Origin of the sequence: Allobosea sp. 2KB_26, from assembly GCF_052115715.1 — a bacterium.
Taxonomy (GTDB): domain Bacteria; phylum Pseudomonadota; class Alphaproteobacteria; order Rhizobiales; family Beijerinckiaceae; genus Allobosea.
Genome location: NZ_JBFRHE010000004.1, coordinates 377,504 through 401,756, shown reverse-complemented (window position 1 = coordinate 401,756; position 24,253 = coordinate 377,504). Strand labels below are relative to the sequence as shown.

General features: G+C 65.8%; 25 protein-coding genes. 12 read left to right on the top strand and 13 right to left on the bottom strand.

Annotation, left to right across the window (positions count from 1 at the left end; genetic code table 11):
* The first annotated feature begins 85 nt into the window (after positions 1-85).
* The 8 genes from AB4099_RS15345 to AB4099_RS15310 all read left to right on the top strand — a co-directional run bounded on the left by AB4099_RS15345 (position 86) and on the right by AB4099_RS15310 (position 7,574).
* Positions 86-589 carry a Na+/H+ antiporter subunit E gene (locus AB4099_RS15345; protein ID WP_441478678.1) on the top strand — a complete coding sequence of 168 codons (504 nt, stop codon included), beginning with the start codon at positions 86-88 and terminating at the stop codon, positions 587-589.
* Complete coding sequence (locus AB4099_RS15340; RefSeq protein WP_113516981.1) at positions 582-872, top strand: monovalent cation/H+ antiporter complex subunit F; 291 nt, start codon at positions 582-584, stop codon at positions 870-872. The genes AB4099_RS15345 and AB4099_RS15340 overlap by 8 nt, the downstream gene beginning before the upstream one ends.
* Entirely contained in the window at positions 869-1,162 is a 294-nt protein-coding gene (locus AB4099_RS15335) for a monovalent cation/H(+) antiporter subunit G (protein ID WP_113516980.1), read from the top strand. The genes AB4099_RS15340 and AB4099_RS15335 overlap by 4 nt, the downstream gene beginning before the upstream one ends.
* On the top strand, positions 1,159-2,091 hold the full coding sequence (locus tag AB4099_RS15330; protein ID WP_441478677.1) for a hydrogenase subunit MbhD domain-containing protein: 933 nt from the start codon (positions 1,159-1,161) through the stop codon (positions 2,089-2,091). Before AB4099_RS15335 ends, AB4099_RS15330 begins: the two co-directional genes overlap by 4 nt.
* Complete coding sequence (locus AB4099_RS15325) at positions 2,088-2,438, top strand: NADH-quinone oxidoreductase subunit K (protein ID WP_441478676.1); 351 nt, start codon at positions 2,088-2,090, stop codon at positions 2,436-2,438. The genes AB4099_RS15330 and AB4099_RS15325 overlap by 4 nt, the downstream gene beginning before the upstream one ends.
* Complete coding sequence (locus AB4099_RS15320) at positions 2,435-3,970, top strand: complex I subunit 5 family protein (protein WP_441478675.1); 1,536 nt, start codon at positions 2,435-2,437, stop codon at positions 3,968-3,970. The genes AB4099_RS15325 and AB4099_RS15320 overlap by 4 nt, the downstream gene beginning before the upstream one ends.
* Entirely contained in the window at positions 3,967-5,595 is a 1,629-nt protein-coding gene (locus AB4099_RS15315) for a complex I subunit 5 family protein (protein WP_441478674.1), read from the top strand. The genes AB4099_RS15320 and AB4099_RS15315 overlap by 4 nt, the downstream gene beginning before the upstream one ends.
* Positions 5,596-5,762: 167 nt before the next feature.
* Entirely contained in the window at positions 5,763-7,574 is a 1,812-nt protein-coding gene (locus AB4099_RS15310) for an SLC13 family permease (protein ID WP_441478673.1), read from the top strand.
* Between the two features lie 71 nt (positions 7,575-7,645).
* Here AB4099_RS15310 and AB4099_RS15305 read toward each other — a convergent pair whose 3' ends face one another.
* The 6 genes from AB4099_RS15305 to AB4099_RS15280 form a co-directional block, all read right to left on the bottom strand.
* Positions 7,646-9,133: an alpha/beta hydrolase gene (locus AB4099_RS15305; protein WP_441478672.1), complete on the bottom strand. Its 1,488-nt coding sequence runs from the start codon at positions 9,131-9,133 to the stop codon at positions 7,646-7,648.
* A 51-nt stretch (positions 9,134-9,184) separates the two neighbouring features.
* Positions 9,185-9,742 carry an HdeD family acid-resistance protein gene (locus AB4099_RS15300; protein WP_113516973.1) on the bottom strand — a complete coding sequence of 186 codons (558 nt, stop codon included), beginning with the start codon at positions 9,740-9,742 and terminating at the stop codon, positions 9,185-9,187.
* 258 nt (positions 9,743-10,000) lie between these two features.
* Positions 10,001-10,816: an ABC transporter permease gene (locus AB4099_RS15295; RefSeq protein ID WP_441478671.1), complete on the bottom strand. Its 816-nt coding sequence runs from the start codon at positions 10,814-10,816 to the stop codon at positions 10,001-10,003.
* Entirely contained in the window at positions 10,813-11,643 is an 831-nt protein-coding gene (locus AB4099_RS15290; RefSeq protein WP_441478670.1) for an ABC transporter permease, read from the bottom strand. The genes AB4099_RS15295 and AB4099_RS15290 overlap by 4 nt, the downstream gene beginning before the upstream one ends.
* A 67-nt stretch (positions 11,644-11,710) precedes the next feature.
* On the bottom strand, positions 11,711-12,841 hold the full coding sequence (locus AB4099_RS15285) for an ABC transporter substrate-binding protein (RefSeq protein ID WP_113516970.1): 1,131 nt from the start codon (positions 12,839-12,841) through the stop codon (positions 11,711-11,713).
* Positions 12,842-12,855: 14 nt separating this feature from the next.
* Positions 12,856-13,920 (bottom strand): ABC transporter ATP-binding protein, encoded by a 1,065-nt coding sequence (locus AB4099_RS15280; RefSeq protein WP_441478669.1) that lies wholly within the window; start codon positions 13,918-13,920, stop codon positions 12,856-12,858.
* A 42-nt stretch (positions 13,921-13,962) separates the two neighbouring features.
* On the opposite strand from AB4099_RS15280, the gene AB4099_RS15275 reads away from it, so the two are divergent.
* Positions 13,963-14,613, top strand: a complete 651-nt coding sequence (locus AB4099_RS15275; RefSeq protein WP_441478668.1) for a 2'-5' RNA ligase family protein — start codon at positions 13,963-13,965, stop codon at positions 14,611-14,613.
* A gap of 14 nt (positions 14,614-14,627) precedes the next feature.
* Here the strand turns inward: AB4099_RS15275 and AB4099_RS15270 are convergent, their stop codons facing one another.
* Positions 14,628-15,998 carry a sensor histidine kinase gene (locus AB4099_RS15270; protein WP_441478667.1) on the bottom strand — a complete coding sequence of 457 codons (1,371 nt, stop codon included), beginning with the start codon at positions 15,996-15,998 and terminating at the stop codon, positions 14,628-14,630.
* Complete coding sequence (locus AB4099_RS15265) at positions 15,985-16,650, bottom strand: response regulator transcription factor (protein WP_441478666.1); 666 nt, start codon at positions 16,648-16,650, stop codon at positions 15,985-15,987. Before AB4099_RS15265 ends, AB4099_RS15270 begins: the two co-directional genes overlap by 14 nt.
* Positions 16,651-16,753: 103 nt before the next feature.
* Here AB4099_RS15265 and AB4099_RS15260 point away from each other — a divergent pair, with 103 nt between their 5' ends.
* From AB4099_RS15260 to AB4099_RS15250, 3 genes are read left to right on the top strand one after another with little or no spacing between them, the layout of a single operon-like run.
* Complete coding sequence (locus tag AB4099_RS15260) at positions 16,754-17,533, top strand: ABC transporter ATP-binding protein (RefSeq protein WP_113516968.1); 780 nt, start codon at positions 16,754-16,756, stop codon at positions 17,531-17,533.
* Positions 17,534-17,549: 16 nt separating this feature from the next.
* A complete protein-coding gene (locus AB4099_RS15255) occupies positions 17,550-18,416 on the top strand; it encodes an ABC transporter permease (protein WP_441478665.1) in 867 nt (288 codons plus the stop codon).
* A 46-nt stretch (positions 18,417-18,462) separates the two neighbouring features.
* Positions 18,463-19,482: an ABC transporter substrate-binding protein gene (locus AB4099_RS15250; protein ID WP_441478664.1), complete on the top strand. Its 1,020-nt coding sequence runs from the start codon at positions 18,463-18,465 to the stop codon at positions 19,480-19,482.
* A gap of 265 nt (positions 19,483-19,747) precedes the next feature.
* Here the strand turns inward: AB4099_RS15250 and AB4099_RS15245 are convergent, their stop codons facing one another.
* The 5 genes from AB4099_RS15245 to AB4099_RS15225 are packed head-to-tail and all read right to left on the bottom strand — an operon-like array spanning position 19,748 to position 24,252.
* A complete protein-coding gene (locus tag AB4099_RS15245) occupies positions 19,748-20,533 on the bottom strand; it encodes an SDR family oxidoreductase (RefSeq protein ID WP_441478663.1) in 786 nt (261 codons plus the stop codon).
* The gene (locus AB4099_RS15240) at positions 20,533-21,465 is read right to left on the bottom strand and encodes a dihydrodipicolinate synthase family protein (RefSeq protein ID WP_113516964.1); all 933 of its coding nucleotides are present in this window, start codon (positions 21,463-21,465) and stop codon (positions 20,533-20,535) included. Before AB4099_RS15240 ends, AB4099_RS15245 begins: the two co-directional genes overlap by 1 nt.
* A gap of 8 nt (positions 21,466-21,473) precedes the next feature.
* Positions 21,474-22,895: an FAD-binding oxidoreductase gene (locus AB4099_RS15235; RefSeq protein WP_441478751.1), complete on the bottom strand. Its 1,422-nt coding sequence runs from the start codon at positions 22,893-22,895 to the stop codon at positions 21,474-21,476.
* Entirely contained in the window at positions 22,895-23,584 is a 690-nt protein-coding gene (locus AB4099_RS15230) for an aspartate/glutamate racemase family protein (RefSeq protein ID WP_113516962.1), read from the bottom strand. The genes AB4099_RS15235 and AB4099_RS15230 overlap by 1 nt, the downstream gene beginning before the upstream one ends.
* On the bottom strand, positions 23,581-24,252 hold the full coding sequence (locus tag AB4099_RS15225) for a flavin reductase family protein (protein WP_441478662.1): 672 nt from the start codon (positions 24,250-24,252) through the stop codon (positions 23,581-23,583). The genes AB4099_RS15230 and AB4099_RS15225 overlap by 4 nt, the downstream gene beginning before the upstream one ends.
* Between the last annotated feature and the right edge of the window lies 1 nt (position 24,253).

Below are 24,253 nucleotides of genomic sequence, written 5' to 3'. Positions count from 1 at the left end.
CTCAAGATTGCGCCCGATATGCGATCATCAGGCCACCGGCCCCGCCCGCCCCTGTCTCGCGACCTCCGGCCCACAGGGCATGGTCATGACCACCGAAATCGGCGGGACGCCGCTCCTTGCCAGGCTCACGAGAGGTCTCGGCTTTCTCGCGCTATGGCTGATCCTGATGGATCCCGCCCTGACGGATCTGCCCATCGGCCTGATTGCGGCAGCCGCCGCGACCTGGACCAGCACGGCGCTTTGGCCGGAAAACGGAAAACTATCCGCTTCTGGCCTCGTGCGCTTCCTGATCCGTTTCGTGCCGCAATCAGCCGTCGCCGGCATCGATGTCGCGCGCCGCGCCTTTGCCCCGCGGCCGGCCTTGTCGCCAGGTTTTGTCACCTATCGCACCTTGCTGCCTCCCGGCATGGCCCGCAGCGCCTCATGCGCGGTCATGAGCCTCCAGCCCGGCAAGCTGCCCGTCGCGGCGGATGCGGATGGCACGCTTCACATCCATTGCCTCGATCTGCGCGAACCCGTGGCGGAACAGATCGCCGCGGATGAAGCAGCCTTTTGCGACACCCTGCAAAGCGGGGGCGTTCATGGCTGACCTCTTCACGGGAGCAGCACTCTTCATTCTGACCGTCACGGCGCTCGGGCTGTTCAAGGTGCTGCGCTCCGAGATCGCGGTCGAACGCATGATGGCCGTTCAGTTGCTGGGCACGGGTGGCGCTGCCGCGGTTCTGCTGCTCGGCGCCGCGACCAGTTCCCCCGCCATGACGGATGTCGCCTTGCTGCTGATGCTGCTGGCCGCCGTCTCCTGCGCGGCCTTCACCTCCGGGCAGTCCAGTCACACCGCCGACGCATCCGAGCAGGCGGAGGACGAGGCGTGACATCGCTCGCCAATGCGTTCACGCTCGTCGCCGTCGGCTGCGGCGCTCTTCTGTTTCTCGCCGGCACGCTCGGCCTGCTGCGTTTCCCCGATACGCTCAGCCGCCTTCACGCGCTGAGCAAGGCCGACAATCTGGGGCTCGGATTGATCGTGCTTGGGCTCCTGCCGCAGGCCGAGAGCTTCGCGGGCGGCCTGAAGCTGGTCTGCGTCTGGCTGCTGGCCCAGATCTCGGCCGCAACGGCGAGCCAGTTGATCGCCGGGGTGCTCTATCGGCGCAAGTCCCGCCCATGACCATGCTTCTGGATCTCGCGATCGTCGCATGGCTTCTCGCGCTGGCCATCCATGTCGCCAGGGCCAGGGATGATCAAGGTGCGATCATCGCCTTCATTGCCTTCGGGCTGCTGCTCGGACTGGGCTGGACGCGGCTCTCGGCGATCGACGTTGCCATGACCGAGGCTGCGATTGGCGGCGGCGTCACCGGCATGCTGCTGCTTCGGGCCGAAGCCCGGCTGCGCCAGCACTCATCCCAGCCCCAGACCCCGAACAGAACCACCAAGGCCGCCGCCGCCATCGGCTGCACGGTCGTGGCGGCTGGCCTTGCGCTCGCCGTGCTTTCCTTCCCCTCGCCCGCCCCGACGCTCGCACCTGCCGCCGCCGCAGCACTCGACTCAACCGGTCTCGGCAATCCTGTCACGGCCGTCCTGTTGGCTTACCGGGCTCTGGATACGCTGCTCGAAAAGGTCGTTCTGCTGCTCGCCCTCCTGGGGGTGTGGTCGCTGGCGCCCGATCAGCTCTGGGGTGGTGCGCCAGAGTTGAGGCAAACGGTTGCGCCGCCGCCCTTCGTCTACCTCGCCCGCATATTGCCGCCCTTTGGCGTTCTGATCGCCGTCTATATGTGCTGGGTGGGTGCCGACGCGCCGGGCGGGACTTTCCAGGCGGGTACCGTGCTTGCCGCGATGTGGCTGCTCGTCATGCTGGCGGGCCTGCGCCCGGCCCCCGAGACGAGACGGACGACGCTGCGGCTTCTGCTTGTCGGGGGGCCCGTCTTGTTCTTCACGGTCGGCTTCCTCGGCTTTGCGGTGGCCGACGGCTTCCTCTCCTATCCGGAGGGCGCAGCCAAACCCGTCATCGTCGGCATCGAGGCGGCGCTGACGGTATCCATCGCCCTGACGCTTGGCCTGCTCGTGGCCGGCCCCTCCAGCAGGGCGCCGGCCCCATGAGCCTTGCGTCCCTCGACTCTGCCACCCTGTTTGGCCTAGCCGGCGCGGCGCTGGCCGGTATCGGCCTGTTCATCGTGATCGCCCATGCCGGCCTCCTGCGCAGGATCGTCGGGTTCAACATTCTCGGCGCGGGCATCTTCCTGGTCTTTGGCGCAGCGGCGCGGCGCGGAGCAGCCGCCGGTTTCTCCGGCGACCCGGTTCCGCAGGCCATGGTGATCACCGGCATTGTCGTCGCATTCTCAGCAACCGCCCTTGCCGTCGCGCTGCTGCAACGCCTGTTCGACCTCACCGGCCGGGAAAGCCTGGACGCGCCAGCGGCCAGCGACAAGCAGCAGGCCGAGCCATGACCCCTCTCGCGCCCGCCTCCGTTCACCTTGCCACCCCCGGCGGCTATCTGCTTGTCCTTGCCGTGACCTTGCCCGTCCTCGGCGTGCTGGCCATGCTGGTCGTCGCGCCTCGCCACGCCAGGCAGGTTGCCCTTGTGACCATGGCCGCGGGCCTCGTGACCGCGATCGCCATCGTGGCCGAGTTGATCCGGACCGGCACCGCGCTCACCTATGTCGTCGGCGGCTGGCAGCCGCCGCTCGGAATCGCGCTACGCGCCGACGGGCTCTCCGCGACGATGATCGCGATGACGGCGATGGTGATCACGGCGACAGGCCTGTTTGCGCGGGGCCTTTATGCGCTGGGCCCGAAGGCGCAGGACGGCCGGGCTCCGACGACCTTCTGGGGCTTGCTGCTGGCGACCTGGAGCGCGCTGAACGCGGTCTTCGTCGGCGAGGACCTGTTCAATCTCTATGTCGCTCTAGAGTTGCTGACATTCGCCGCAGTCCCGCTGGTCTGCCTCGATGGCCGCGCCGAGACCGTCGCCGCAGCGTTGCGCTACCTGATGTTCGCGCTGCTCGGGTCCCTGCTCTACCTGCTCGGCACGGGGCTGCTCTATGGCAGTTACGGAACGCTCGATATCCAGATGCTGTCGCGCCTGAGCGAAGGCGGGCCGGCCCTCTCGGTGGCACTTGCCCTGATGATCGTAGGGCTTCTCGCCAAAGCAGCCCTGTTTCCGCTGCATCTCTGGTTGCCCCTGGCCCATGCCGGCGCGCCCGCAGCCGCGAGCGCGGTGCTCTCGGCTCTCGTCATCAAGGCGCCGGTCTTCCTGATCCTGCGTCTCGTGCTCGACATCGCCCCCCCGCAGGCAGCGATCCTGGCCGGTCAGATCCTGGCGGTTCTCGGCGCGTCCTCGATCCTGTTCTGCAGCGTCATGGCGCTTCGGCAGGAGCGGCTGAAGCTGATGATCGCGTATTCGACCGTGGCGCAGATCGGCTATCTCTTCATCGTCTTTCCGCTCGCCGCCGGAAACGAGGCGCAGGCCCCCTGGGAAACCATCGCCTGGACCGGAGGCGCCCTCCAGTTGGTTTCTCACGCATTCGCCAAGGCTGCGATGTTCCTCGCGGCGGGCGTCATCGCCGAGGCCTTTGGCCACGACCGGATTGCCGATCTCGGCGGATTCGGCCGCGTACTCCCGATCAGCGCGGCGGCCTTCGGCCTCGCCGGCCTGTCCCTGATGGGGATTCCACCGAGCGGTGGCTTCATTGCGAAGTGCCTCTTGCTGACGGCCGCGGTGCTGAACGGCCACCCATGGCTTGCCGCCACCATTCTGGCCGGAGGCCTGCTTGCTGCGGGCTATGTCTTTCGCGTCGTCGACCGCGCCCTGGCAACGCCGGCCATCGCGCTCGTCGCACAGAAACCGATCCCGCGCCGCCTCGAGCTCGTAGCCCTTGCTCTGGCGCTGGCCGCCATGCTGCTTGGCTTCGTGCCGCTCGAGCCCTTCGGCTTTCTGCAGCTGGGACGCTCCGGTGCCATGGCAGGGGTGGCGCCATGAACGCTTCCGGCCTGCTCCTTGCCGCTTCGGTGCTCCTCCCGCTCGCAATGGCGGCCTGCTGCATCGTCAGGCCCTTCCGGGCCCGCGCGCTGTCGCTGCTCGGTGTCGCGCCCCTGCCAGCGTTGCTCGCGGCGCTTCTGGTGCCGGACGGAACCTCGGCCTTCTTCCCGCCGCCGTTCCGGATGTCGCTCCTCCTCGACCGGCCGGGTGCAATCCTGCTCGGCGGCGCCGCCCTGCTCTGGAGCGCAGCGGGCGCCTTCGCGTCCTCCTATATGGGCCGCGAACCGGCGGCTGCCCGCTTCGCAATCTGGTGGCTGCTGACGCTGACAGGCAGCCTCGGCCTCTTCATCGTCGCCGACATCGCGAATTTCTACCTGCTCTTCACGCTGGCGAGCCTCGCCGCCTATGGGTTGATCGTGCATGAGCAGAGCGCCCGCGCTCACAGAGCCGGCATCGTCTATGTCGTGCTGGCACTGCTCGCAGAAGCGTTTCTGCTGCTTGCCTTCGTCATGCTCGCAGCCGGCCACCCGGACGCGAATCCTGCAATCCGGGACGTGGTCGCATCCCTGCCGTCATCCCCGATGCGTGACGGCATCGTTGCCCTGCTCATCCTCGGCTTTGCCTTGAAGATGGGGCTCGTGCCGCTGCATGTCTGGCTGCCGCTCGCCCACCCCGCGGCGCCGATGCCCGCTTCCGCGGTGCTCAGCGGCGTGGTCGTCAAAGCAGGCGTGATCGGATTGATCCGCTTCCTGCCCTTCGAAGCCGGCCTGCCCTTCTGGGGCAATGTGCTGATCGCGGCCGGCATCGTCACCGCGTATTTCGGCGTCATCGTCGGCGTGACCCAGACCCGCGCCAAGACCATCCTGGCCTATTCCACCGTCAGCCAGATGGGTCTGCTCGCGGTGCTCCTCGGTGTCGGGCTCGACACTGCCGATGCCGGTGCCACGAGCCTCGTTGCCTATTACGGGGTGCATCACACGCTGGTGAAGGGCGCCCTCTTCCTGGCTGTCGGCATTCTGGCTGCGACCGGGCGGGCACGGTTGCGGCCTGTCCTGCTGCTCACCGGCCTTCTGGCGCTCAGCCTCGGTGGCCTGCCTCTGACCAGCGGGGCGCTGGCCAAACTCGCGACCAAGCCGATGCTGGGCTATGGTTATGTCAGCCACGCCATGGCGCTGGCCGGCGCAGGAAGTACGCTGCTGATGCTGCATTTCCTGTCGATCGTGGCGCGCGACGCGCGAGAGAATCCGCAATCCTCTGCCCCCACCGGACAGATCATACCCTGGCTCGTCGTCGCTGCCTCCTCGCTGGTGATCCCATGGTCACTCTATCCCGCGATTGCGGGCGAAAGCATCGCCAGTCTGCTGCAACCCGCCGCGCTCTGGAAGGTCATCTGGCCCATGCTGCTGGGGGGGCTTGCCATGCTGCTGGTTCGCCGCATCACGAAACTGCCTGGCTCCATCCCCGAGGGCGACATCGTCGTGCTGGCAGAGGCCGGTACCTCCGTCATTCAGCGCCTCGCTGCTGGCATCGAGCAGGTGGACGTCCTGCTGCGCCGCTGGTCGGTGGCCGGGCTGTCGCTCATCGTCGTTGCCGTTCTGCTGGGAGCGCTGATGTTTCGAGCCTGAACACGAGGGGGTCTGTGCTCACTGGCGCCCCGGCCATGGTCGGATACAGTGCCCGCATCCGCCCTTCTGCTGCGGAGCACATGACCCGGCTTCAGTGAACGACCAGGACAGCGGAGGCCTCGTGCCATGGCCGCTTTGACACGCATCATCACAAGACTGGACCAGACTTGACCCCGATTGAAAGCACTGCCGTCGTCACCGTGATCACGATTGCCCTGTTCGCCTGGAACAGGCTGCCGGTCATCGTCGTGGCTATTGGAGCAGCGCTTTCGCTCTGGGCGAGCGGTGCCGTCACGCTCGAGCAGGCTCTCGCCGGATTTGGCGATCGCGCGGTGCTGTTCATCGCCAGTCTCTTCATCGTCAGCGCCGCGCTGGAGAAGACGGGCGTGACCGCCTGGGCCGGACAGCTCCTGATCGCCAAGGCGGGCGAAAACAGGCGAACCCGCCTGCTGATCATCATCATGACGGCCGTCGGCTGCCTGAGCGCCCTGATCAGCGGCGGCGGCGCGGTGGCTGCGCTGATGCCGGTCGTGGTGATGGCGGCGATCCGGCTGCGGCAATCCCCGTCGCAGCTCCTGATGCCACTTGCCTTTGCGGCCCATGCCGGCTCGAACCTGCTGCTCACCGGTGCCCCGAAGAACATCCTGGTCTCGGAAGCTCTGGAAGATGCCGGGTTGCAGGGCTTCGCCTTTGCCGAGTTCGCTCTCGTCGGCATTCCCCTGCTGGCCGGCACGATGGCGATCATCCTGCTGCTCGGGAAGCGCCTGCTGCCCGAGCAGAGCAGCGCGCGCTTGCCCGCCGATTTCAGCCGCCACGCCCAGACGCTGGTCGAGCATTACGGGCTGAGCGACGGCGTCTTCCGGCTGCGCGTGCGCGCCAGCTCGTCCTATATCGGGATTGCGCCCACAGCCCTGGACTTCGCCGGCGATCAGCGTCTCACCCTGATGGCCGTGCAGGCCGGAGATTCCGGTACGCCGTTGCGCGCGCCGGCGATCTCGGAGGGCGATTACCTGCTGGTGAAGGGCGATGCGGCAGCCATCGCCGATCTCGCTGCGGAGAAACACCTCGCCTTGCGCGAGGACGGAGGTGGCGACGAGGCCGGGCCGAGCCTGTTCAACCGCCGCTCCGGCCTCGCAGAAGTCGTCATCCCGCCGCGCTCGGCCCTGATCGGACGCGCGATGTTCCCCGGGATGATCACCGATAGCGGCGATCTCGTGGTGCTGGCGGTGCAGCGGGCCGGCGTCGATCTCGAACCCGACGATGGTCTCCAGGCTGGCGACACGATCCTGCTAGAAGGGAGCTGGAAAGCACTCGACCTGCAGCTCACGGACCCCGACATCCTGGTCGTCAACTCGCCCGATCTCGTCAGGCGCCAGGCGGTTCCGATGGGCGCCGGAGCCGGTGTCGCCGTCGCAGTGCTGGCCTGCCTCGTGGTGCTGCTCGCCACCGGCATCGTCCCGCCGGCGGTGGCCGGGCTCGTCTCGGCCTGCCTGCTGATCCTCACGGGCATCGTCACGGTCGAGCAATCCTACCGGGCCATCAACTGGACGACGGTGATCCTCGTCGGGGCGATGATGCCGCTCTCCACCGCCATGGTGCAATCGGGCGCGGCACAGCTCGTCGCCAATTACCTCGTTGCGCTCACCGGCGATGCCGGGCCGGTCGTCTTTCTCGCGGGCCTTTTCGTGCTGACGGCAAGCCTCGGCCAGATCATGAGCAATACGGCCACCACGATGCTGGTCATTCCCATTGCCATGGCGGCGGCCACTGGCATGGGGGTTTCGCCCCGCCCGATCCTTATGAGCCTGTGCATCGCGGGTGCAGCGTCCTTCATGACGCCGATCGCGACCTCGACGAACATGATGGTGATGGGCCCCGGCGGCTACAGCTTCAACAGCTACTGGAAGCTCGGGACGCCGCTGATGATCTGGTTCTTCATCATGGCGGTGTTCTACGTACCGCTAATCTGGCGGTTCTGAGCTCTCCGGCGGCCCGAACGCGAACCGCCCGCCCATGATCCAATCGCCGCGGAACCGGCTCCGGCGCCCATCTATCGCGTGACAGGCACGGCGGGCGCTGCCGACGCCGCGCCGCGCAGCGGCTCGTCGATCCGGTCGATCAGATAGGGAAAGAACGGGTTCGACGACATCCGCAGCAGCGAATCCAGATTCACGATCAGGGTGCCGCGCTCCCCCCGGGCGGCGACCGCGCCGAGCTTGATGCCGAAATCCTCCGCCGGATCTGGCTTGAGGCCGTAGAGGCCATCGGTCACCGGGAAGGGCAACGCGACATGCGAGAGCGAAAACACGTCGAAGGGATAGGACAGCCCGAGGTCCCGCACGGTCTCGGCCGATGCGCCGGCCTCGGTCACCCGTTCGACGACGTCACTGGAATCCTCGCTGGCATTGGTAATGATCGACACGCGGAAGTTCCGCGGTGGCGCCGGCAGCATGCGGCTCAACAGCGTGTCGGAGGCCGAGCTCAGCAGCGGCCCGAACTTGGTCGAACGGTTCAGGTCGAACAGGACGAGCTCGCTGCCATTCGCCGGCAGATGGGCATAAAGCGAGGTGATGATCGCCCGCGTGCTCACGGTGAAATCCATCACCGACTGGAAGCTGATGAGCGGCGCCAGATCCTTCAACCGATTGTCCCGCGCGAGCCGCAGGATCTTCTGCTGCAGGGCGCTGGTCAGCAGATGCGACTGCCGTGCGCCGTTGACCGGAAAGGAGTTGTACTTGAACGGGTTGAACTCCGGCAGAACGCTCAGCCAAGCCGCCTTGGCAAAGGCCGGCAGGATGGCCGGCAGTCCGGCGAGCCCGGCGAAGCGCGCGAAGGCCGTGATGCCGATCATTGGCGAGATCAGGACAAGGCGGTCCGGCCGCGCCAGCTCCTTGTTCTCGAGCGCTTCGAGCGCGTACATCAGCGCAAGCGCGCCGCCATTCGAGAAGCCGACGAGATGCAGCGGCGCGGCAGGCTCCACCCGCTTTCTGGCCTCCCTGACGGCGAGACGCGTCGCGGCCAGCCAATCCTCCCATTCGATCTCGGTCAGTCCGGCCGGCACCGTGCCATGCCCGGGCAGGCGGATCGCGATGGCGACGAAGCCACGGTCACGATATTGCCGTGCGACATGGCGCAGGCTGTAGGGCGAATCCGTCAGCCCGTGCAGGAACACGGCCACGCCGACCGGCTTGCCTTCCGGCTCCATGACATAGGAGCGGTTCCAATCCTGCTTGAAATGCTCGGGATGGATCGCGCTGCCGTCGAAATAGCGATTGACCGGAACGCGCTCCTCGGGCGTGAGCTTTTGGGTGACCTCGGCCCGAACGCCTGCGAAAGCTGCCGCCTCCGCCTTGAGATAGTCGTCCCAGCCGGCGCGATCGAGTTCCTTGATCGAGAGCTCATGCGGCACATAGGTGTGCCAGGGTTCAAGCGGTGCGCCCCGCTGGGTGTCGTAGATGCGCAGTCCGAGCAGGGACAGCGCGACGATCACGAGGACGACGCCCCCGCGCTTCAGCGTCTTGCCGATGAAACCGCGCATGCCTGAAACCTTCGAGAACCAGTTCCGCCGATGATACGCCGAACCGGGAGGTCAGGCAGCGGCCTTCCGGGCGGCGAGCGCGATCGCGATATAGGCCCAGCCTGCGAAGAGCAGCGAGACGCCCACCAGCGTGCCCGGCGCATAGATGCCGCCATAGGGGAGCCGCATCGCCAACGCGACACCAACGACGATCGTGATGATACTGGACAGGAACATCCAGCCCACGCCGCTCTGCGCGCGCATCTTGATGGCGAGCCCGAGCTGGGCGAGGCCTTCCGCCATCAGGACGAGGGCGATCACGAGGGTGATGGCGATCGCCCCCTTCATCGGGTTGAAGTACACCAGAATACCGCCCAGCAGTTCGATCATCCCGACCAGAAGCTGCCAGACGAAGCCGCTCCACTCCTTGACCATGAAGGACTGGACGACCTTGAAGGCGCCGGCGACAGCCAGGATCAGGCCAAGGAACAAGGTCACCGCCATGGTCGAGATGGCGGGGCTGGCGATCGCGATGATCCCGCAGATCACGAGTGCGATCCCGAGTGCGATGATCTTGCCCGACATCAACCGAACGAGGCTGTGATCGGACCTGGTCGAATTCTGGGCCATGAGTTGCGCAATCCATCGCTATCGAAGCAAGCGACGACGTCGCCGCCGAGATCGCCTGCCGGGCGGCAGACGATCATGATCAGGCGATGCCGTCACTTGCAGTTATGCCGTGCTTGGTCTCGGGACGGATCAGCAGGGAATCCCAAAGCTAGTCAGGGAATCCCGTTTTCTTGGGTTCGAGTGGGCAGCGGCCCCGGGGGTGCTGACGCAATGACGCGGCAGACGCCCTGGACCGCGATCGGGCACATGCTGGCGGCCTCACGCACCGACCTTCGCCAGGACGTCGGCGCGCAGGAAGCGCTCGATGAAGAGCATGAACAGCACCGACGGGACGAGCAGGATCAAAGCCGTGATCGACGCGACCTGGTAATTGCCCCCCATCGCCGCGTTGTAGAGCAGCAGCGGCAATGTCGTGACCTGCGGCACTCCGACGAAGAAGGTGCCGGTGAATTCGTCGAGCGATTCCAGGAACACGAAGATGCCGCTGGCGATGATGCCGGGTGCAGCCAGCGGCAGCGTCACCGTGACGAAGGTGCGCATGGCGGAGGCGCCGATATTGCGCGCGGCCAGCTCCAGGTCCTTGTCGACCGCCGCGAAGGCTGCCGCCGCGATCCAGACGGAATAGACGAGACCGTGAGCGGCGTGGACGAGGACCACGGCAAAGACCGTGCCGTTGATGCCGATCTGGTAGAAAACGCGCGCGACGTTGATGTAGATCGCGACGGACGGAAAGGCCTGCGGCAGCAGGAACATCACCATGAACAGCGCCCGCACCGGCAGCTTCAGCCGCGCCAGCGCATAGCCGGCCGGGATCGAGAGCGCGAGCGCGACGATGACCGTCAGTACCGCGATCCATACGCTGGTCCCGAGCGAGGCCATGGCGTCGCCGGTCGGACGGAAGACCTGCTCCCAATAACGGGTGCCATAGGTCACCGGCAGCTTGTAGGGCGTGTACCAGCGCTCGGCGACGGACCACAGAGCGAGGTTCGCAAGCGGACCGATGAGGACGAAGGCAAAAGCGGTGAGAAGAGCAGCGGCCAGCGCCGCCTTCGCAGTGGAGGCGAGCCGGATCATGGTGCGGCCTCCTTCGACATGCCGCGTTTCAGGTAGAGGATCGCGGCGCCGGCGCTGATCAGATAGGTGATGACGCCGAGCGCATTCGCAGTGGCGTAGTCGCCATAGGCGTTGATGCGGAAGGCCATGTCGACGGTCAGCATGGTCGGCTGCGAACCCGACACCATCATCGGCACGGAGAGCACCGAGAGCATCGTCACGAAGGACAGGACCAGCGCGACGAGGAGCGTCGGCATCACCTGCGGCAGCGCCAGTTCCACCAGCACCCGCAGGCGCGAAGCGCCGAGATTGCGGCCGGCTTCGAGCGTCGCCCGGTCGATCGACGCCAATGCGCCGGCAAGCAGCAGGGCCACGAACGGCGTCTGTTTCCACACGAAGGTCGCGATGATGCCGCGCCAGTCGAGAAAACTGGTCGCGCTCAATGGGTCCATCAGGCCAAGCGAGACGAAGGTGTTGTTCATCAGCCCGTTCTTGGCGAGAAAGGTCCGCATGCACTGTGCAGCAACGATGAAAGGGATGAAGAGCGGCCAGCGATAGAGCGCCTTCAGCGTGCCCACGACCCATCTGTTTTCGCCGAGCGTCAGCGTTCCCGCGATGGCGATCGCAGCCAATGCCGTCAGCAGGCAGGAGGCCAGCACGATGATCACCGTGAAGACGATATCGCCGGAATAGAGCTCAAAAGCCTTGGCGAACCATTCCAGCGTCAGGGTGCCGTCCGGGCGCGTGAAGGCCGAGACCAGCGAAAAGCCGAGCGGATAGAGGAATAGAGCCGCGACAAGGAGCAGGCCCGGCGCGATCAGGATCAGCGCCAGCTGGCGTTGGGACATGGGCAGATATGCCGATCGAGAGGAAAGGTGGCCCGACTTGCGTCGGGCCAGGAGGTGGTGGAACGTCTCAGTTCGCGACCTTCTTCTCGTAGCCTTCGAGAATGTCGTTGAAATAGGGCGCGATCGGGAACGCCTTGGCGTTCTTGGACAGGTCCGTGGGAGTGATGTCGGTGAAGAGCTTGTTCCAGGCCGCCTGATCGAGCTTGCCTTCGAGGTTCTTGGCGTCGATGCCCGGATACCAGTTGAACTTCTTCACGATGCCATCCGCCTGCACCTGCGGGCTGGTGGCGAGCGCGATGAACTCCTCGGCGAGCTTCCGGTGTGCGGTCTTCTCCGGCACGGCGTAGTACATCGGCTGGCCCGGCATGCCGGGGGAAGCGAGCTTCAGCTTCATGTTCGGCGGCAGCTTGCCGTCAGCCTGCCAGGAATAGAACATGTCGACCCAGACCGGCCCGATGGCGATCTCGCCACGGTTCAGCATGTCGAGCGTGCCGGCATTGCCGGGCGTGATTACGACGCTCTTGTTGAAGTCCTTCAGGTCGGCAAGCGCGCCGTCCCAGGTGGCCTTCACCGCAGGATCGTACGGCCCCTTGATTAGCTTGTCGGCGTCGCCGCCGAAAGCGTAGACCCAGCCCGCCACGAAGGCGACACCGGACATGCCGCCCTTGATGCCGTTATAGCCGAACTGCTTGGGGTTCTTCTTGGCCCAGTCCTTCAGCTCCGCATAGGTCGCCGGCGGCGATTTCAGCATGTCGGCATTATAGGCGAGCGCGGTCTGCGACTGGAACATCGGGATCACGAAGCCGGAGACGTCAGCGCCGAGCGAGTTCTTCGCGGTTTCGCTGGAAACGAGCTTCGCGGTGTCGACCTTGTCGGTATACTTGGCGAGGAGGCCTTCCTTCACCATCGTGCCGGCCGCCTTCTGATGGATGACGACGACATCGAAATCCGATGCGGCGGCGCTCTTCTGGGCGTCGAGCTTCTCGAAGATCTTCTGCGATCCGGAGTCGCCGGCGCCGGTTCCGACGGAGACGACCTTCACGCCGGGATGCGACTTCTCGAACATCGGCCCGAGATAGTCCTTGACGTAATCGACCATGTTCTGGTCGCCGGCGGTGGCGACGTTCAAGGTCTGAGCGGACAGCGGCGTCGCCACCATCAGCGCTGCAATCGAGCAGGCAACTGTAAGAATGCGCATGAGCTGACTCCCTGTCAGGCGGCGATCCCGGCCTCGGATGCCGGGAAGATGTGGAGGCGCTGCAGCGGAATGCGCAGGCCGACTTTCGTTCCGAGTTCGTGACGGGCAGCGTCGTCGACCGTGATCTGGCGGCCGGCGGCTTCGACCCGGTAGCGGTAGACTCCGCCGGGATAGGCACGAGCGGCAATGCGTCCGGGCACCAGCAAGTCGTCGGAGGCTGGGGCATCAGTCGCATCGAGGCGCGCGACGTCGTCACGGAAATAGGCGACGGCATCTCCGGCAGGCAAAGCATCGAATGTACCGGCCGGAATCTCGACCGTGGCGTCGCCCGCCCTCAGCGAGGCGCCGCGCTCGGAGCGTTCGACATGCAGGGGAAGGACGTTCTCCGCCCCCATGAAATTCGCGACGAAGGCGCTCGCCGGGCGATCATAGACCTCTTCCGGCGTGCCGACCTGCGCAATCCGCCCCGCCTGCATGATGACGAGCCGGTCGGCCATCGTCATGGCCTCCTCGCGATCATGCGTGACATGGACGGCGGTCAGGCCAAGACGCTGCTGGATCGCACGGATCTCATGGCGCATCGTCATGCGGATCTTGGCGTCGAGATTGGAGAGCGGCTCGTCGAGCAGCAGGATGCCCGGATCGATCGCCAGCGCCCTGCCAAGCGCAACGCGTTGACGCTGCCCGCCCGAGAGTGCCGTGACCTTGCGGCCCTCATATCCGGTCAGGCCGAGGAACTCGAGCATGGACGCGACCTTGGCGGCGATCTCGGCCTTGGACGCACCACGGAGCTTCAGCCCGTAGCCGATATTCTGCAGCACCGTCATATGCGGCCACAGCGCATAGGACTGGAAGACCATCGCCATCCCGCGCTTCTCCGGCGGGAGTGACGCGACATCATTGCCGCCGACGATGATCGAACCGGATTGCACCGGCACGAAGCCGCTGAGCGAGCGCAGCAGGGTGGTCTTGCCGCAGCCGGACGAACCGAGAAGCGCCGTGAAGCTGCCAGGTGTGAAATCGAGGCTGACGCCGTGCAGCACCCGCGTGCCGCCATAGGCGACATGCAGGTCACGCACGCTGATGGCCGCGCCTCTGCGCGCCCTGTCCGGCACTCCCACTTGCAAAACGCCTTCTCCCTTGTCGCGACCTTTTTCCAGATCAATGGAATATCTCTTCCATTTTCTGGAGCGCTTGGAATAAACATAACGAACACTCGCGCCGATGTGCAACAGGTTTATGAAGGCTTGATGTCACCCCAAATTCATTCGATCTGGCTGATGCCGAGCGCCGAGGACGGCGCATTCCTCGCCGGCCTGGTTGCAGATCTCGCCGGCCGCTTCGGTACGCCGGTGTTCACGCCGCATCTCACCGTCAGGGGTGATACGGATCTGCCCATTGCCGCACTGGAAGCCGGGATCGCGGAGGCCGCAGCTACAGTTCCGGCCTTCCGGGAGACGGTCACCGCGATCGAAACCAGCGACACCTATTTCCGGTCCTTTTATGCGCGCTTTCAGATCAGCGCGCCGCTGGCGCAGCTCAAGCAGCGACTGGACAGCGAAATGGCAGACAGCTTCATGCCGCATGTCTCGTTGCTCTATGGCCCCGTCGCGCCCGCCCCGAAGGCCGCGGCCGCGGCCGAGTTTCAGCGCATGCTGACCGGAAGAGCCATCATCTTTGACCGCCTCTGCCTGGTTCGATCAGGTCAGAACATCGCCATTTCCGAATGGGCCGTGATCGAGACGGCCCAGCTTGGCAAGAACGGAACCTAGGCCAGCCCATCGGCTCAGTTCGGCCGGGCAAACCACAGGCGAACAAGCGTCAAGCCGCTGTCCCTCGCGAAGGTGAGCTCTCCGTCATGGGCGCGTGCGACTTCCGCGGCGATCGATAGGCCGAGCCCGGAACCTCTGGAGTGTGCGCCCTTCTCGAAGGGCCTGGTCAATGTTTCCGCGAGCTCGATCGGGAAGCCGTCGCCATCGTCGCCAACCTCGATCCAGGCGCTCCTCGTGTCCGCCGAGACCGTTACAGACAGCCTCGTACGCGCTCCATGGACGAGTGCGTTGTCGATGAGATTGGCAAGTGCCTCGCGCAGGCTCACCGCGTCGCCGTCGATCACCGGAGCCGAGGGAGCCGGCGTGAAGGAAACATCGACCTCGCGCGGCAGCGAAAGCGGAACGGCCTTGGCGAGAACCGCCTTTGCCAATTCGTTGAGATCGACCGGCGCGGCGCGCGCCGCGTCGGCGCGGTGGATGACCATCGCATGGTCGAGCAATTGACTGGTCAGACGCGCCAACTCGGTCGTGCGCTCACGAACGCGGGCGATATGTTCCGCGCGGCGCTTCGAGGGGTTCGCGCTCGACAGGATTTCGACCTGTGCATCGAGTGCGGCGAGCGGCGTACGAATCTGATGGGCTGCGTCGGCAATGAATCGTTGCATCACGGCCATGCGATCGGAGAGCCTGCGCATGAAATCGTCGATGGCATGGACGAGGTTGCGGATCTCGACAGGCGGCTCTGTCTGGATCGGGCGCAGATCGTCGGGGCGGCGCCCTGCGATCTCCAGCTCGATCCGCGTCAACGGCTTCAGGGCGAGGCGCACCGCGAAGCCCGTCGCCAGCAAGGCGAGCACGCTCATCGCGGCAATGACACCCAGCGCCTTGAGAGTGAGATCGCGCGCAAGCGCCGTGCGAGCGTCGGTCGTCTGCGCCACCACGATGGTCGCCCAGCCACCGAGCCTAGCATCGTCGATCTGGCGGGCGACCGTCGCGATGCGCACGCCCTGCCCCTGAAAGGAGCCGTCCTCGAGCACGACGCCGCTGCGCGCTGCTGCCGGTTCCGCTCCCGAGGCGAGATCGTCATAGCCGGCAACCACCACCCCGCGCGGATCGACGACCTTGTAGAAAACCAGATCATAGGCGGCGAGTGTCGCGATCGCGGCGACGGGCGGATCAAGCGCGACGACGCCACCCTGGACATAGACATTCTCCGCGATCTGGATCGTGCCGCCGCTGAGCAGCCGATCATAGGCCTGCTGTGCCGCGATCGTCGCCGAGTGCCATGCGGCCACGCCGAGCACCACCGCGCCGAGCCCCAGCACCGCCGACAGAACGACGATGATGCGGACCCGCAGCGAGAGGAGCAGGTCACGTCGTTGCAAGCTGATAGCCCAGGCCGCGCATGGTTCTGATCTCGATGGGGGCATCCGCGAGCTTGCGCCGCAAGCGCGCCACGAATTGCTCGACGGCGTTCGGACTCGGCTCCTGATCGAAGTTGAAGAGCTGCTCGATCAGTTCCTCCTTGGGCACGATCCTGTCCGGCCTGGCCGCCAGGATCTCGAGCACCGTCAGCTCGCGGCGCGTCAGGTTGAGCGGCCTGTCGCCGATGCTGGCGACCCGGCCCGCTCGATCGATGGCGAGCGGGCCCACCCGCAGCATATTATCCGAAAGTCCGGCGCTGCGTCGCAAGAGGGCGCGAGCACGTGCCTCCAGTTCACGATAGTCAAATGGTTTGGTCAGGTAATCATCCGCGCCGAGATCGAGCGCGCTGATCCGCTCGTCGACAGCGGAACGCGCCGTGATGACCAGGACCGGTGTCTTCACCCGCCGCGCGCGCAGGCTCTTGAGCAGCGTGAGCCCGTCCTCGCCCGGCAGGCTCAGGTCAAGGATCACGAGATCATAGGCCTGCACCTCCAGCAGCTCGGCTGCGGTGCGCCCGTTCGTTTCCCAATCGACGGCGTGACCGATCTTTTCGAACCGCATCACGACGGCCTCGGCGATATCGGCGGTGTCTTCGACGACGAGAACGCGCACGGCCAAAACATCCTTCGGCGGAGTCAGGTCGGAGTCAGGTTCGCAGGTTACTAGCACGGCAAGCGCCGCAAGTGCGCAGGGAAACGAAAGCAAGGGAGGGCCGATGCACGCCCCATTCTCCATCAACACTGCCGCGCCGCTTCTCTCCGTCGAGGGCGTCACGCTGCAATACAAGACGCCGGATGTGGTCGTCACTGCGACGCGCCGCGTCTCCTTCGACGTCTATCCGTCCGATCGTTTCGTGCTGCTCGGCCCCTCCGGCTGTGGCAAGTCGACCCTCCTCAAGGCGATCGGTGGCTATCTGAGCCCCGTCGAAGGGCACATCCGCCTCAAGGGACACGAGGTCACCGGGCCAGGACCGGACCGGATGATGGTCTTCCAGGAGTTCGACCAGCTTCTGCCCTGGAAAACGGTGCGCGAGAATGTCGTCTTCGCCCTGACGTCGAGCGGCCGCGCCGGAGCGCAGGAAGCCGAAGAGCGCGCGAAATCCTATATCGACAAGGTCGGCCTGACGAAGTTCATCGACAGCTATCCGCACATGCTCTCCGGCGGCATGAAGCAACGCGTCGCGATCGCGCGCGGCATGGCGATGGAGCCTGACGTCCTGCTGATGGACGAACCCTTTGCCGCGCTGGACGCACTGACGCGCCGCAAGATGCAGGACGAGCTGCTGCGGCTCTGGGACGACACCCATTTCACAGTGCTGTTCGTGACGCACTCGATCGAAGAGGCGATCCGCATCGGCACCCGCATCCTGCTGCTGTCGCCTCATCCGGGCGAGGTCAAGGCCGAGCTCAACAGCGTGCCCCCCGAGGAGATGGGCACCGGCACGCAGGCTGCGCTCGAAACGCGCATCAACGACATGCTCTTCGCGGCGCATTGAGACGGAGACGACAGACATGACCGACCTCCTGACCTTCCGCCCGGAAATCATCCGCGACGTCAATTCGAGCGATGCGCCGGTCGTGGCCAAGTCGCTTGGCCTGATCGAACGGACCTACCGCCTCGGCTTCGTGCGCAAGGGGCTGATCCTCGCGGTGCTCGCCATTGCCTGGGAGGCCTATGGCCGCTGGCTCGGCAACCCGCTGCTGTTCCCGACCTTCGGCGAGACGGTCGATGCCTTCGTCAGCAATATCGCGAGCGGCGTCATTCCGCAGCGCATGCTGGTCTCGCTGCAGACCCTGATCATCGGCTACGGCATCGGCATCGCGCTCGCCGCGCTCCTGACGACCTTGGCCATCGGCTCGCGCATCGGGGCGGACCTGCTCGAGACATTGACCTCGATGTTCAATCCGTTGCCGGCGATCGCACTCTTGCCGCTGGCATTGATCTGGTTCGGCCTCGGCTCGGGCAGCGTGATCTTCGTGCTGGTGCATTCAGTGCTCTGGGCAATCGCTCTGAACACCCATGCCGGCTTTCGTTCGGTCTCGAATACGTTGCGCATGGTCGGTCAGAACTACGGCTTGCGTGGGTTGAAGCTCGTTCGCCTCATCCTCATTCCCGCCGCCTTCCCGGCCATCCTCACGGGCCTGAAGGTCGGATGGGCCTTCGCCTGGCGGACGCTGATCGCTGCGGAACTCGTCTTCGGGGTATCGTCCGGCTCGGGTGGCCTCGGTTGGTTCATCTACGAGAACCGCAATCAACTCGAGACGGCCAATGTCTTCGCCGGCCTCTTCACCGTGATCCTGATCGGCCTCTTCGTCGAGAACGTCATCTTCGCCACGATCGAGCGCAGGACGATCCGCCGCTGGGGCATGCAGCACTGAACCCAGTCACCAAGGCCGAATGGCCGCATCAAAGGGAGGACGACAGATGAAACACACAAACTGGTTGAAGGGGGCGCTTGCCGCAGCCGTGATCGGGACCGCCTTCTGCGCCGGTGCCGCGCGGGCCGAGGTCAGCGAAGTCCGCGTCTCCAAGGGCTTCGGTATCCTCTACCTGCCGCTGATCGTGATGCAAGATCAGCAGTTCCTCGAGAAGCGCGCGAAGGCGGCCGGACTGGGCGACGTCAAGGTGACCTGGCTGATGCTTGATGGCGGCAATGTCATCAACGACGCGATGATGGCGGGTACGCTCGACTTTGCGGGGACTGGCGCGCCCGGGTTCGTGACGCTCTGGGCAAAAGCCAAAGGGATTCCCAATGTCGAGGTCGTCGGCGTCTCCGGCATGAGCTCGACCTCGCTCTGGTTGAATGCCAACAAGCCCGAGCTGAAGTCGCTCAAGGATTTCACGGGCAGCGACAAGATCGCGCTGCCCGGCATCAAGACCTCACTTGCGGCCGTCGTTCTGCAGATGATCGCGGCCAAGGAGTTCGGCCCCGAGAACTATGCCAAGATGGACCCGATGACCGTGAGCCTGCCGCACCCGGAGGCGCTGGCCGCGCTCATCGGCGGCAAGACCGAGATCAAGGCACATTTCACCTCACCGCCCTTCCAGTACATCGAAGCCAAGGCGCCGGGCGTGCACCGTGTCCTGAACTCGGTCGATTATCTCGGCAACATCACCCTCGACGTCACCTTCGCGCCGAAGAAATTCGTCGATGCCAACCCGAAGATGACGCAGGCCTTCATCGAAGCGATGGACGACGCCAACGCACTGATCGCCAAGGATCAGAAACGCGCGGCCGAGATCTACGCCAAGAGCTCAAAGGTGAAGGTCGACGCCGCCGAGATCCAGGCGATGATTGAAGATCCAGACGCCCGCTTCTCGACAACACCGACCGGCGTGATGCAGTTCGCCGAATTCATGCACCGTGCAGGCACGATCAAGATCAAGCCGGCCAAGTGGAGCGACATGTTCGTCCCGCAACTGACGGATCGCTCGGGCAGCTAGCCCCCGCGACGGCATCGCCGGCCGCACAATGCCGGGCGATGAGCCCGGCATATCACGATCTGAGCGCGTACCATGCAACGGGCCCGCAGCGGTCGCGGGCAGAACGAGGATCCACCAGGCGGCCAGGCTCTGATTGCTCCGCCGAGGCACTCGCTACCGGGCAGGCCTGCCTGCCATTCTGCCGGGAACCAATCGGCGCGCGTCTGATCGGCTCACGTAGATCATACCAACGCGCCCAGGCCCCATCCGCCGGGGGACACAGCCATCAGATCCCTCGGATCAGGCCGCCATCAACCCGAATCTTGGCGCCCGTGACATAGGATGCCCGCTCGCTGGCAAGGAATGCGACGACATCCGCGAATTCCTGAGGCCTGCCGTAGCGGCCAGTCGGAATCGTGGCGATCGAGGCCTTCGTGATCGCGTCCTTCGTCGCTCCCGCCCGCGTCGCAGCTGCGTCGTCGAGTTGATCGACACGCTCGGTGTGAATGCGGCCGGGCAGCACGACATTCACCGTCACGCCCTGCCCCGCAACCTCGGAGGCCAATGTCTTCGACCAGCCGACGACTGCGGCACGCACGCCATTGGAGAGCGCAAGGCGCGGAATCGGCTGCTCGACGCCGGAGGAGACGATGGTAACGATCCGGCCCCACCCCCGTTCGGTCATGCCCGGGAGCAGGCGCTGCGCGACGTGAAACAGGTTGGCCGCCATGGCCTCGAAATGCATCAGCCAATCCTGGCGCTTCGCGTCGCGGGCCTCGCCTGGCGGCGGTCCGCCGGAATTGCCGATCAGGATATCGACGCCGCCCTCGGAAATCAGCTTGTCGGCCAGCGCATCGATCGAGGCGATATCCGCAAGGTCGAGCGTGGCGGCAACCACGCGGCCGCGCTGCTCAGCCGGCAGCTCGCCGATCCAGGCGACGAGCGCGTCTTGATTGCGCGCCGCCGCGATCACGGTCGCACCTTCGGCGGCGAGCGTGCGTGCGATCGTCGCGCCGAGGCCGCGACTGGCGCCGAGTACCAAGGCGCGCTTTCCGTTGAGGCCCAGATCCATCAGTTGATCTCCTTGAGGCGCCGCGCCTGACGGGCGACGAGACGTTCGATGTCGGCGATGTCGGCCGCCGAAAGGGTCGACCCGGGGCTGCGTACCATGCCCGACGCGATCGCGCCGCGCTTGGCGAGCAGATATTTGCGAATGGCGAGCCCGTGGCCGGGCTGCTGCTCATAGCGCGCCAGCGGCAGATAGGCGTCGAACAGGTCATGGGCGCGTTCGACCTCTCCGGCGGCATGCGCCTTCCAGACATCGACCATCATCTCGGGATAGGCAAATCCGGTCATGGCGCCATCGGCCCCGCGCGACAGTTCCTCGGGCAGGAACATCGCGCCGTTCCCGACCAGGATCGAGATGCGCCGGCCGCCGTTCTTGTCGCTCGCCGCACGCAGGGCCGAGATCTTGGCAAGCCCCGGCCAGTCCTCGTGCTTCAGCATCACGCAGCTCGGCTGTGCCGCGACGATGCGCAGGATCACCGAGGAGGCGATCTGGACATTGGTGACCAGCGGGAAATCCTGCAGCACGAAGGGGGTCTTCGGTCCGAGCGTCCTGGCGACCATGTCGTAATAGGAGACGATCTGGTCGTCGGTCCGCAAGTTTGCAGGCGGCGCCACCATCACGCCCGCGGCTCCGTCGGCCATGACGCTGTCACTCAGCTCCCGCATCGCGGCAAAGCCCGGAGCCGAGACGCCGGCCACGACCGGAACACGCCCTTGCACCCGCGCCAGGACCCGCCGCACGAATATCCGCGATTCCTCTGCCGTCAGTTTCGGTGCCTCGCCCATCATGCCGAGCACGGTCAGGCCGGTGGCGCCCTTCTCGAGGTAGAAATCGACCATGCGGTCGGTGCTCGGCAGGTCGAGCGCGCCGTCCTCCGTGAACGGAGTAACCGCGATGACATAGACGCCCTTCGCGCCTTCATCCAACAACGCCATGATAGTCCTCAGTTCTTGACGGGGGCGGGCAGCAACTTGCCCGGATTGAGCAGATTGTGGGGGTCGAACAGGGTCTTGAGCGAGCGCATCAGGTCCAACTCGATCGGCGCCTTGCAGCGCGGCATCTCCGAGACCCGAAGCTGACCGATGCCATGCTCGGCGCTGATCGATCCGCGGCGCTTGCACGTCTCGTCATGGACGATGCGGGTGAGCTGCGGTGCGAGGACGGCAAAGTCCGCATCGCTCTGCCCCATGCGCGGCAGAAGATTGTAGTGCAGGTTGCCGTCGCCGAGATGACCGAAGACGATGGGGCGCACGCCGGGAGCCGCGGCGATGACAGCCGCATCCGCGGCTGCGACGAAATCGGCCATGGCCGCGACCGGCACCGAGACATCGTGCTTGGCAGCCTTGCCTTCGCGCACCAGGGCTTCCGAGACGCCCTCGCGGATACGCCAGAACGCCTTGGCCTGCACACCATCCTGGGCGATCGCGGCGTCGAGAACGATCTCTGTCTCGGCAGATTCTGCCAGCGCGCCTTCGAGCCGCTCGGTCAGCGCCAGTTCGTCATCCGCATCGGACAATTCGATCAGCACCGCCGCGGGCGGAAGGGCGCCGAGCGGCAAGCGCGCCTCGGTGACGTGCTTCAGGATGAGCGAGAGGCAATCGCCGGTCATGAATTCGAAGGCGGTCAGGCGATCGCCACAGCGGGCGCGCACCGAAGGCAGCAAGGACAGGGCGGCGTTCGCGTCGCGCAAGGCGACGAAGGCCGTCGCGCGCGCCAAGGGTTGGGGAAACAGTTTCAGGACCGCGCCGGTGATGACGCCCAGCGTCCCTTCCGATCCGATGAACAGATCCCGCAAGGCGTAACCGGTGTTATCCTTGCGCAGCGCGGTGAGGCCATCCCAGATCCTCCCGTCCGGCAGGACGACCTCGAGCCCGAGCGTCAGTTCACGCATGGTGCCGTAGCGCAGCACGGCGACCCCGCCGGCATTGGCCGCAAGATTCCCGCCGATCGTGCAGCTCCCCTCGGCTCCAAGGCTGAGTGGGAAGAAGCGCCCAGCCACTTTCGCGGCCTCCTGGACCTTGGCGAGAACGGCGCCAGCATCGACCGTCATCGTGTTGCCGATCGGATCGACCGCGCGGATGCGGTTCATCCGCGTCAACGACAAGACGATGGCGCGCCCCGACATATCCGGCGTCGCGCCGCCCGACATGCTGGTGTTGCCGCCCTGGGGGACGACCGGAATCGCCCGTGCCGCGCAAAGCGCCATCACGGCCGCGACCTCCTCGGTCGAGCCGGGCCGGACGATGGCGGCTGCATCGCCCCTGTATTTGCCGAGCCAATCCGTCAGAAACGGTGCCTGCGCTTCGGCATCGACGAGCACATGCCTCTCGCCGACGATCTCGGCGAGGCGCGCAACAAGATCCATCACGCAGTATGTCCCCGGAGCGGACGGCCGCCCCAGCCGAGGCGGGCGCGGCCGATCGCCATGGTCACCGCGGCCTGCGTCGGCTCGACCACGGGCACGTCGAGTGCTCTCTCCAGCGGCTCGCGGAAACGCGCCATGCCGGCACAGCCCATCACCAGCACATCGGCGTGATGGGTGTCGCGCAAGGTGCGCCCGACCTCGGTCATCCGTCCCATGGTCCGCGCGTCATCAGCAAGCTCGGCGACCGTCAGGCCGATCGACAGATCGCCGGCCAGCCGGTCCGTCACGCCCATCGCACCGAAATAGCGCAGGTGACGCGGGATCGAGGCCGGCAGAATGGCGATCACGCCAAAGCGCTGGCCCAGCGTTAAGGCGGTCAGGACCCCGCACTCGGCAATGCCCAGCACCGGTTTCTCGCTCTGCTCGCGCAGCGCATACATGCCCGGGTCGGAAAAGCAGGCGACGACGAAGGCCGAAGCCTCGCTCTCCAGTGCGGCCGCCCGCCTGAGCATGGGCTGGATCAGGCCGTCGATATCGCGCTGGGACTGGATGCCGGGAGGGCCCTCGGCCAGGGTCAGGCACGCGATCGCCGGACCATCAACCGAGCGGAGCGGCGCCACCGCCGTATCGATGCCGGCGGTCACCGCCCCGTTCGAATTGGGGTTGATGACAAAGATCGTGCCACTCACGGGGCCTCTCCTTCGGACTTCGCGCGCAGCCCATCCTGTTGCGCGCGCCAGGTGTCGAGCGTCTGGCGCGGTGCCTGGAAGCGGTCGCGCATGGTGACATACCAGTCGGCACCATGCAGACGGCCGACCAAGTCGAGCTTGTCGATGTCGACATGCAGCCGCTCATCGACCGCTCCATCGCGAATATGGATGTGCTGGATTTCGCCGACGACGAGATTGCGATGGCGCGTACCCAGCGACAGCGACACCGTCTCGCGGCATTCGAGCTGGACCGGCGACGCTGCGAGGCGGGGCGCGGCGACTTTGCGGCTAGGAGCGGTTTCAAGCCCAGCCGCCGCGATCTCATCGACATCGCCGGGAAAATCGATCGCGCAGACCTGCATCGCGTCGACCAGCGCCCTGTCGACGAGGTTGACGACGAAACTCCCCGTCGCGCGGATGTTGCGCATCGTATCCTTCAGCGGCGCATCCTCCAGATCGCGGCCTTCTATGCCGAGCACGACGAGCGGCGGCGCATGGCTGAAGACGTTGAAGAAGCTGAAGGGCGCCGCATTGGCCTGCCCCTGCCCATTCACCGTGGTGACGAGCGCGATCGGGCGCGGCAACACGGTGTTGACGAGCAGTTTGTAGAGATCGCGCTCGGCCAGATCGATGACGGACCATTCCATC

Bases quoted from the DNA above. Each gene is read 5' to 3' on its own strand.
- AB4099_RS15255 (WP_441478665.1), top strand. From the start codon at position 17,550: ATGACCGACCTCCTGACCTTCCGCCCGGAAATCATCCGCGACGTCAAT.
- AB4099_RS15250 (WP_441478664.1), top strand. From the start codon at position 18,463: ATGAAACACACAAACTGGTTGAAGGGGGCGCTTGCCGCAGCCGTGATC.
- AB4099_RS15290 (WP_441478670.1), bottom strand. From the start codon at position 11,643: ATGTCCCAACGCCAGCTGGCGCTGATCCTGATCGCGCCGGGCCTGCTC.
- AB4099_RS15325 (WP_441478676.1), top strand. From the start codon at position 2,088: ATGAGCCTTGCGTCCCTCGACTCTGCCACCCTGTTTGGCCTAGCCGGC.
- AB4099_RS15245 (WP_441478663.1), bottom strand. From the start codon at position 20,533: ATGGATCTGGGCCTCAACGGAAAGCGCGCCTTGGTACTCGGCGCCAGT.
- AB4099_RS15225 (WP_441478662.1), bottom strand. From the start codon at position 24,252: ATGGAATGGTCCGTCATCGATCTGGCCGAGCGCGATCTCTACAAACTG.
- AB4099_RS15240 (WP_113516964.1), bottom strand. From the start codon at position 21,465: ATGGCGTTGTTGGATGAAGGCGCGAAGGGCGTCTATGTCATCGCGGTT.
- AB4099_RS15305 (WP_441478672.1), bottom strand. From the start codon at position 9,133: ATGCGCGGTTTCATCGGCAAGACGCTGAAGCGCGGGGGCGTCGTCCTC.
- AB4099_RS15260 (WP_113516968.1), top strand. From the start codon at position 16,754: ATGCACGCCCCATTCTCCATCAACACTGCCGCGCCGCTTCTCTCCGTC.
- AB4099_RS15340 (WP_113516981.1), top strand. From the start codon at position 582: ATGGCTGACCTCTTCACGGGAGCAGCACTCTTCATTCTGACCGTCACG.
- AB4099_RS15235 (WP_441478751.1), bottom strand. From the start codon at position 22,895: ATGGATCTTGTTGCGCGCCTCGCCGAGATCGTCGGCGAGAGGCATGTG.
- AB4099_RS15320 (WP_441478675.1), top strand. From the start codon at position 2,435: ATGACCCCTCTCGCGCCCGCCTCCGTTCACCTTGCCACCCCCGGCGGC.
- AB4099_RS15295 (WP_441478671.1), bottom strand. From the start codon at position 10,816: ATGATCCGGCTCGCCTCCACTGCGAAGGCGGCGCTGGCCGCTGCTCTT.
- AB4099_RS15330 (WP_441478677.1), top strand. From the start codon at position 1,159: ATGACCATGCTTCTGGATCTCGCGATCGTCGCATGGCTTCTCGCGCTG.
- AB4099_RS15285 (WP_113516970.1), bottom strand. From the start codon at position 12,841: ATGCGCATTCTTACAGTTGCCTGCTCGATTGCAGCGCTGATGGTGGCG.
- AB4099_RS15315 (WP_441478674.1), top strand. From the start codon at position 3,967: ATGAACGCTTCCGGCCTGCTCCTTGCCGCTTCGGTGCTCCTCCCGCTC.
- AB4099_RS15345 (WP_441478678.1), top strand. From the start codon at position 86: ATGACCACCGAAATCGGCGGGACGCCGCTCCTTGCCAGGCTCACGAGA.
- AB4099_RS15300 (WP_113516973.1), bottom strand. From the start codon at position 9,742: ATGGCCCAGAATTCGACCAGGTCCGATCACAGCCTCGTTCGGTTGATG.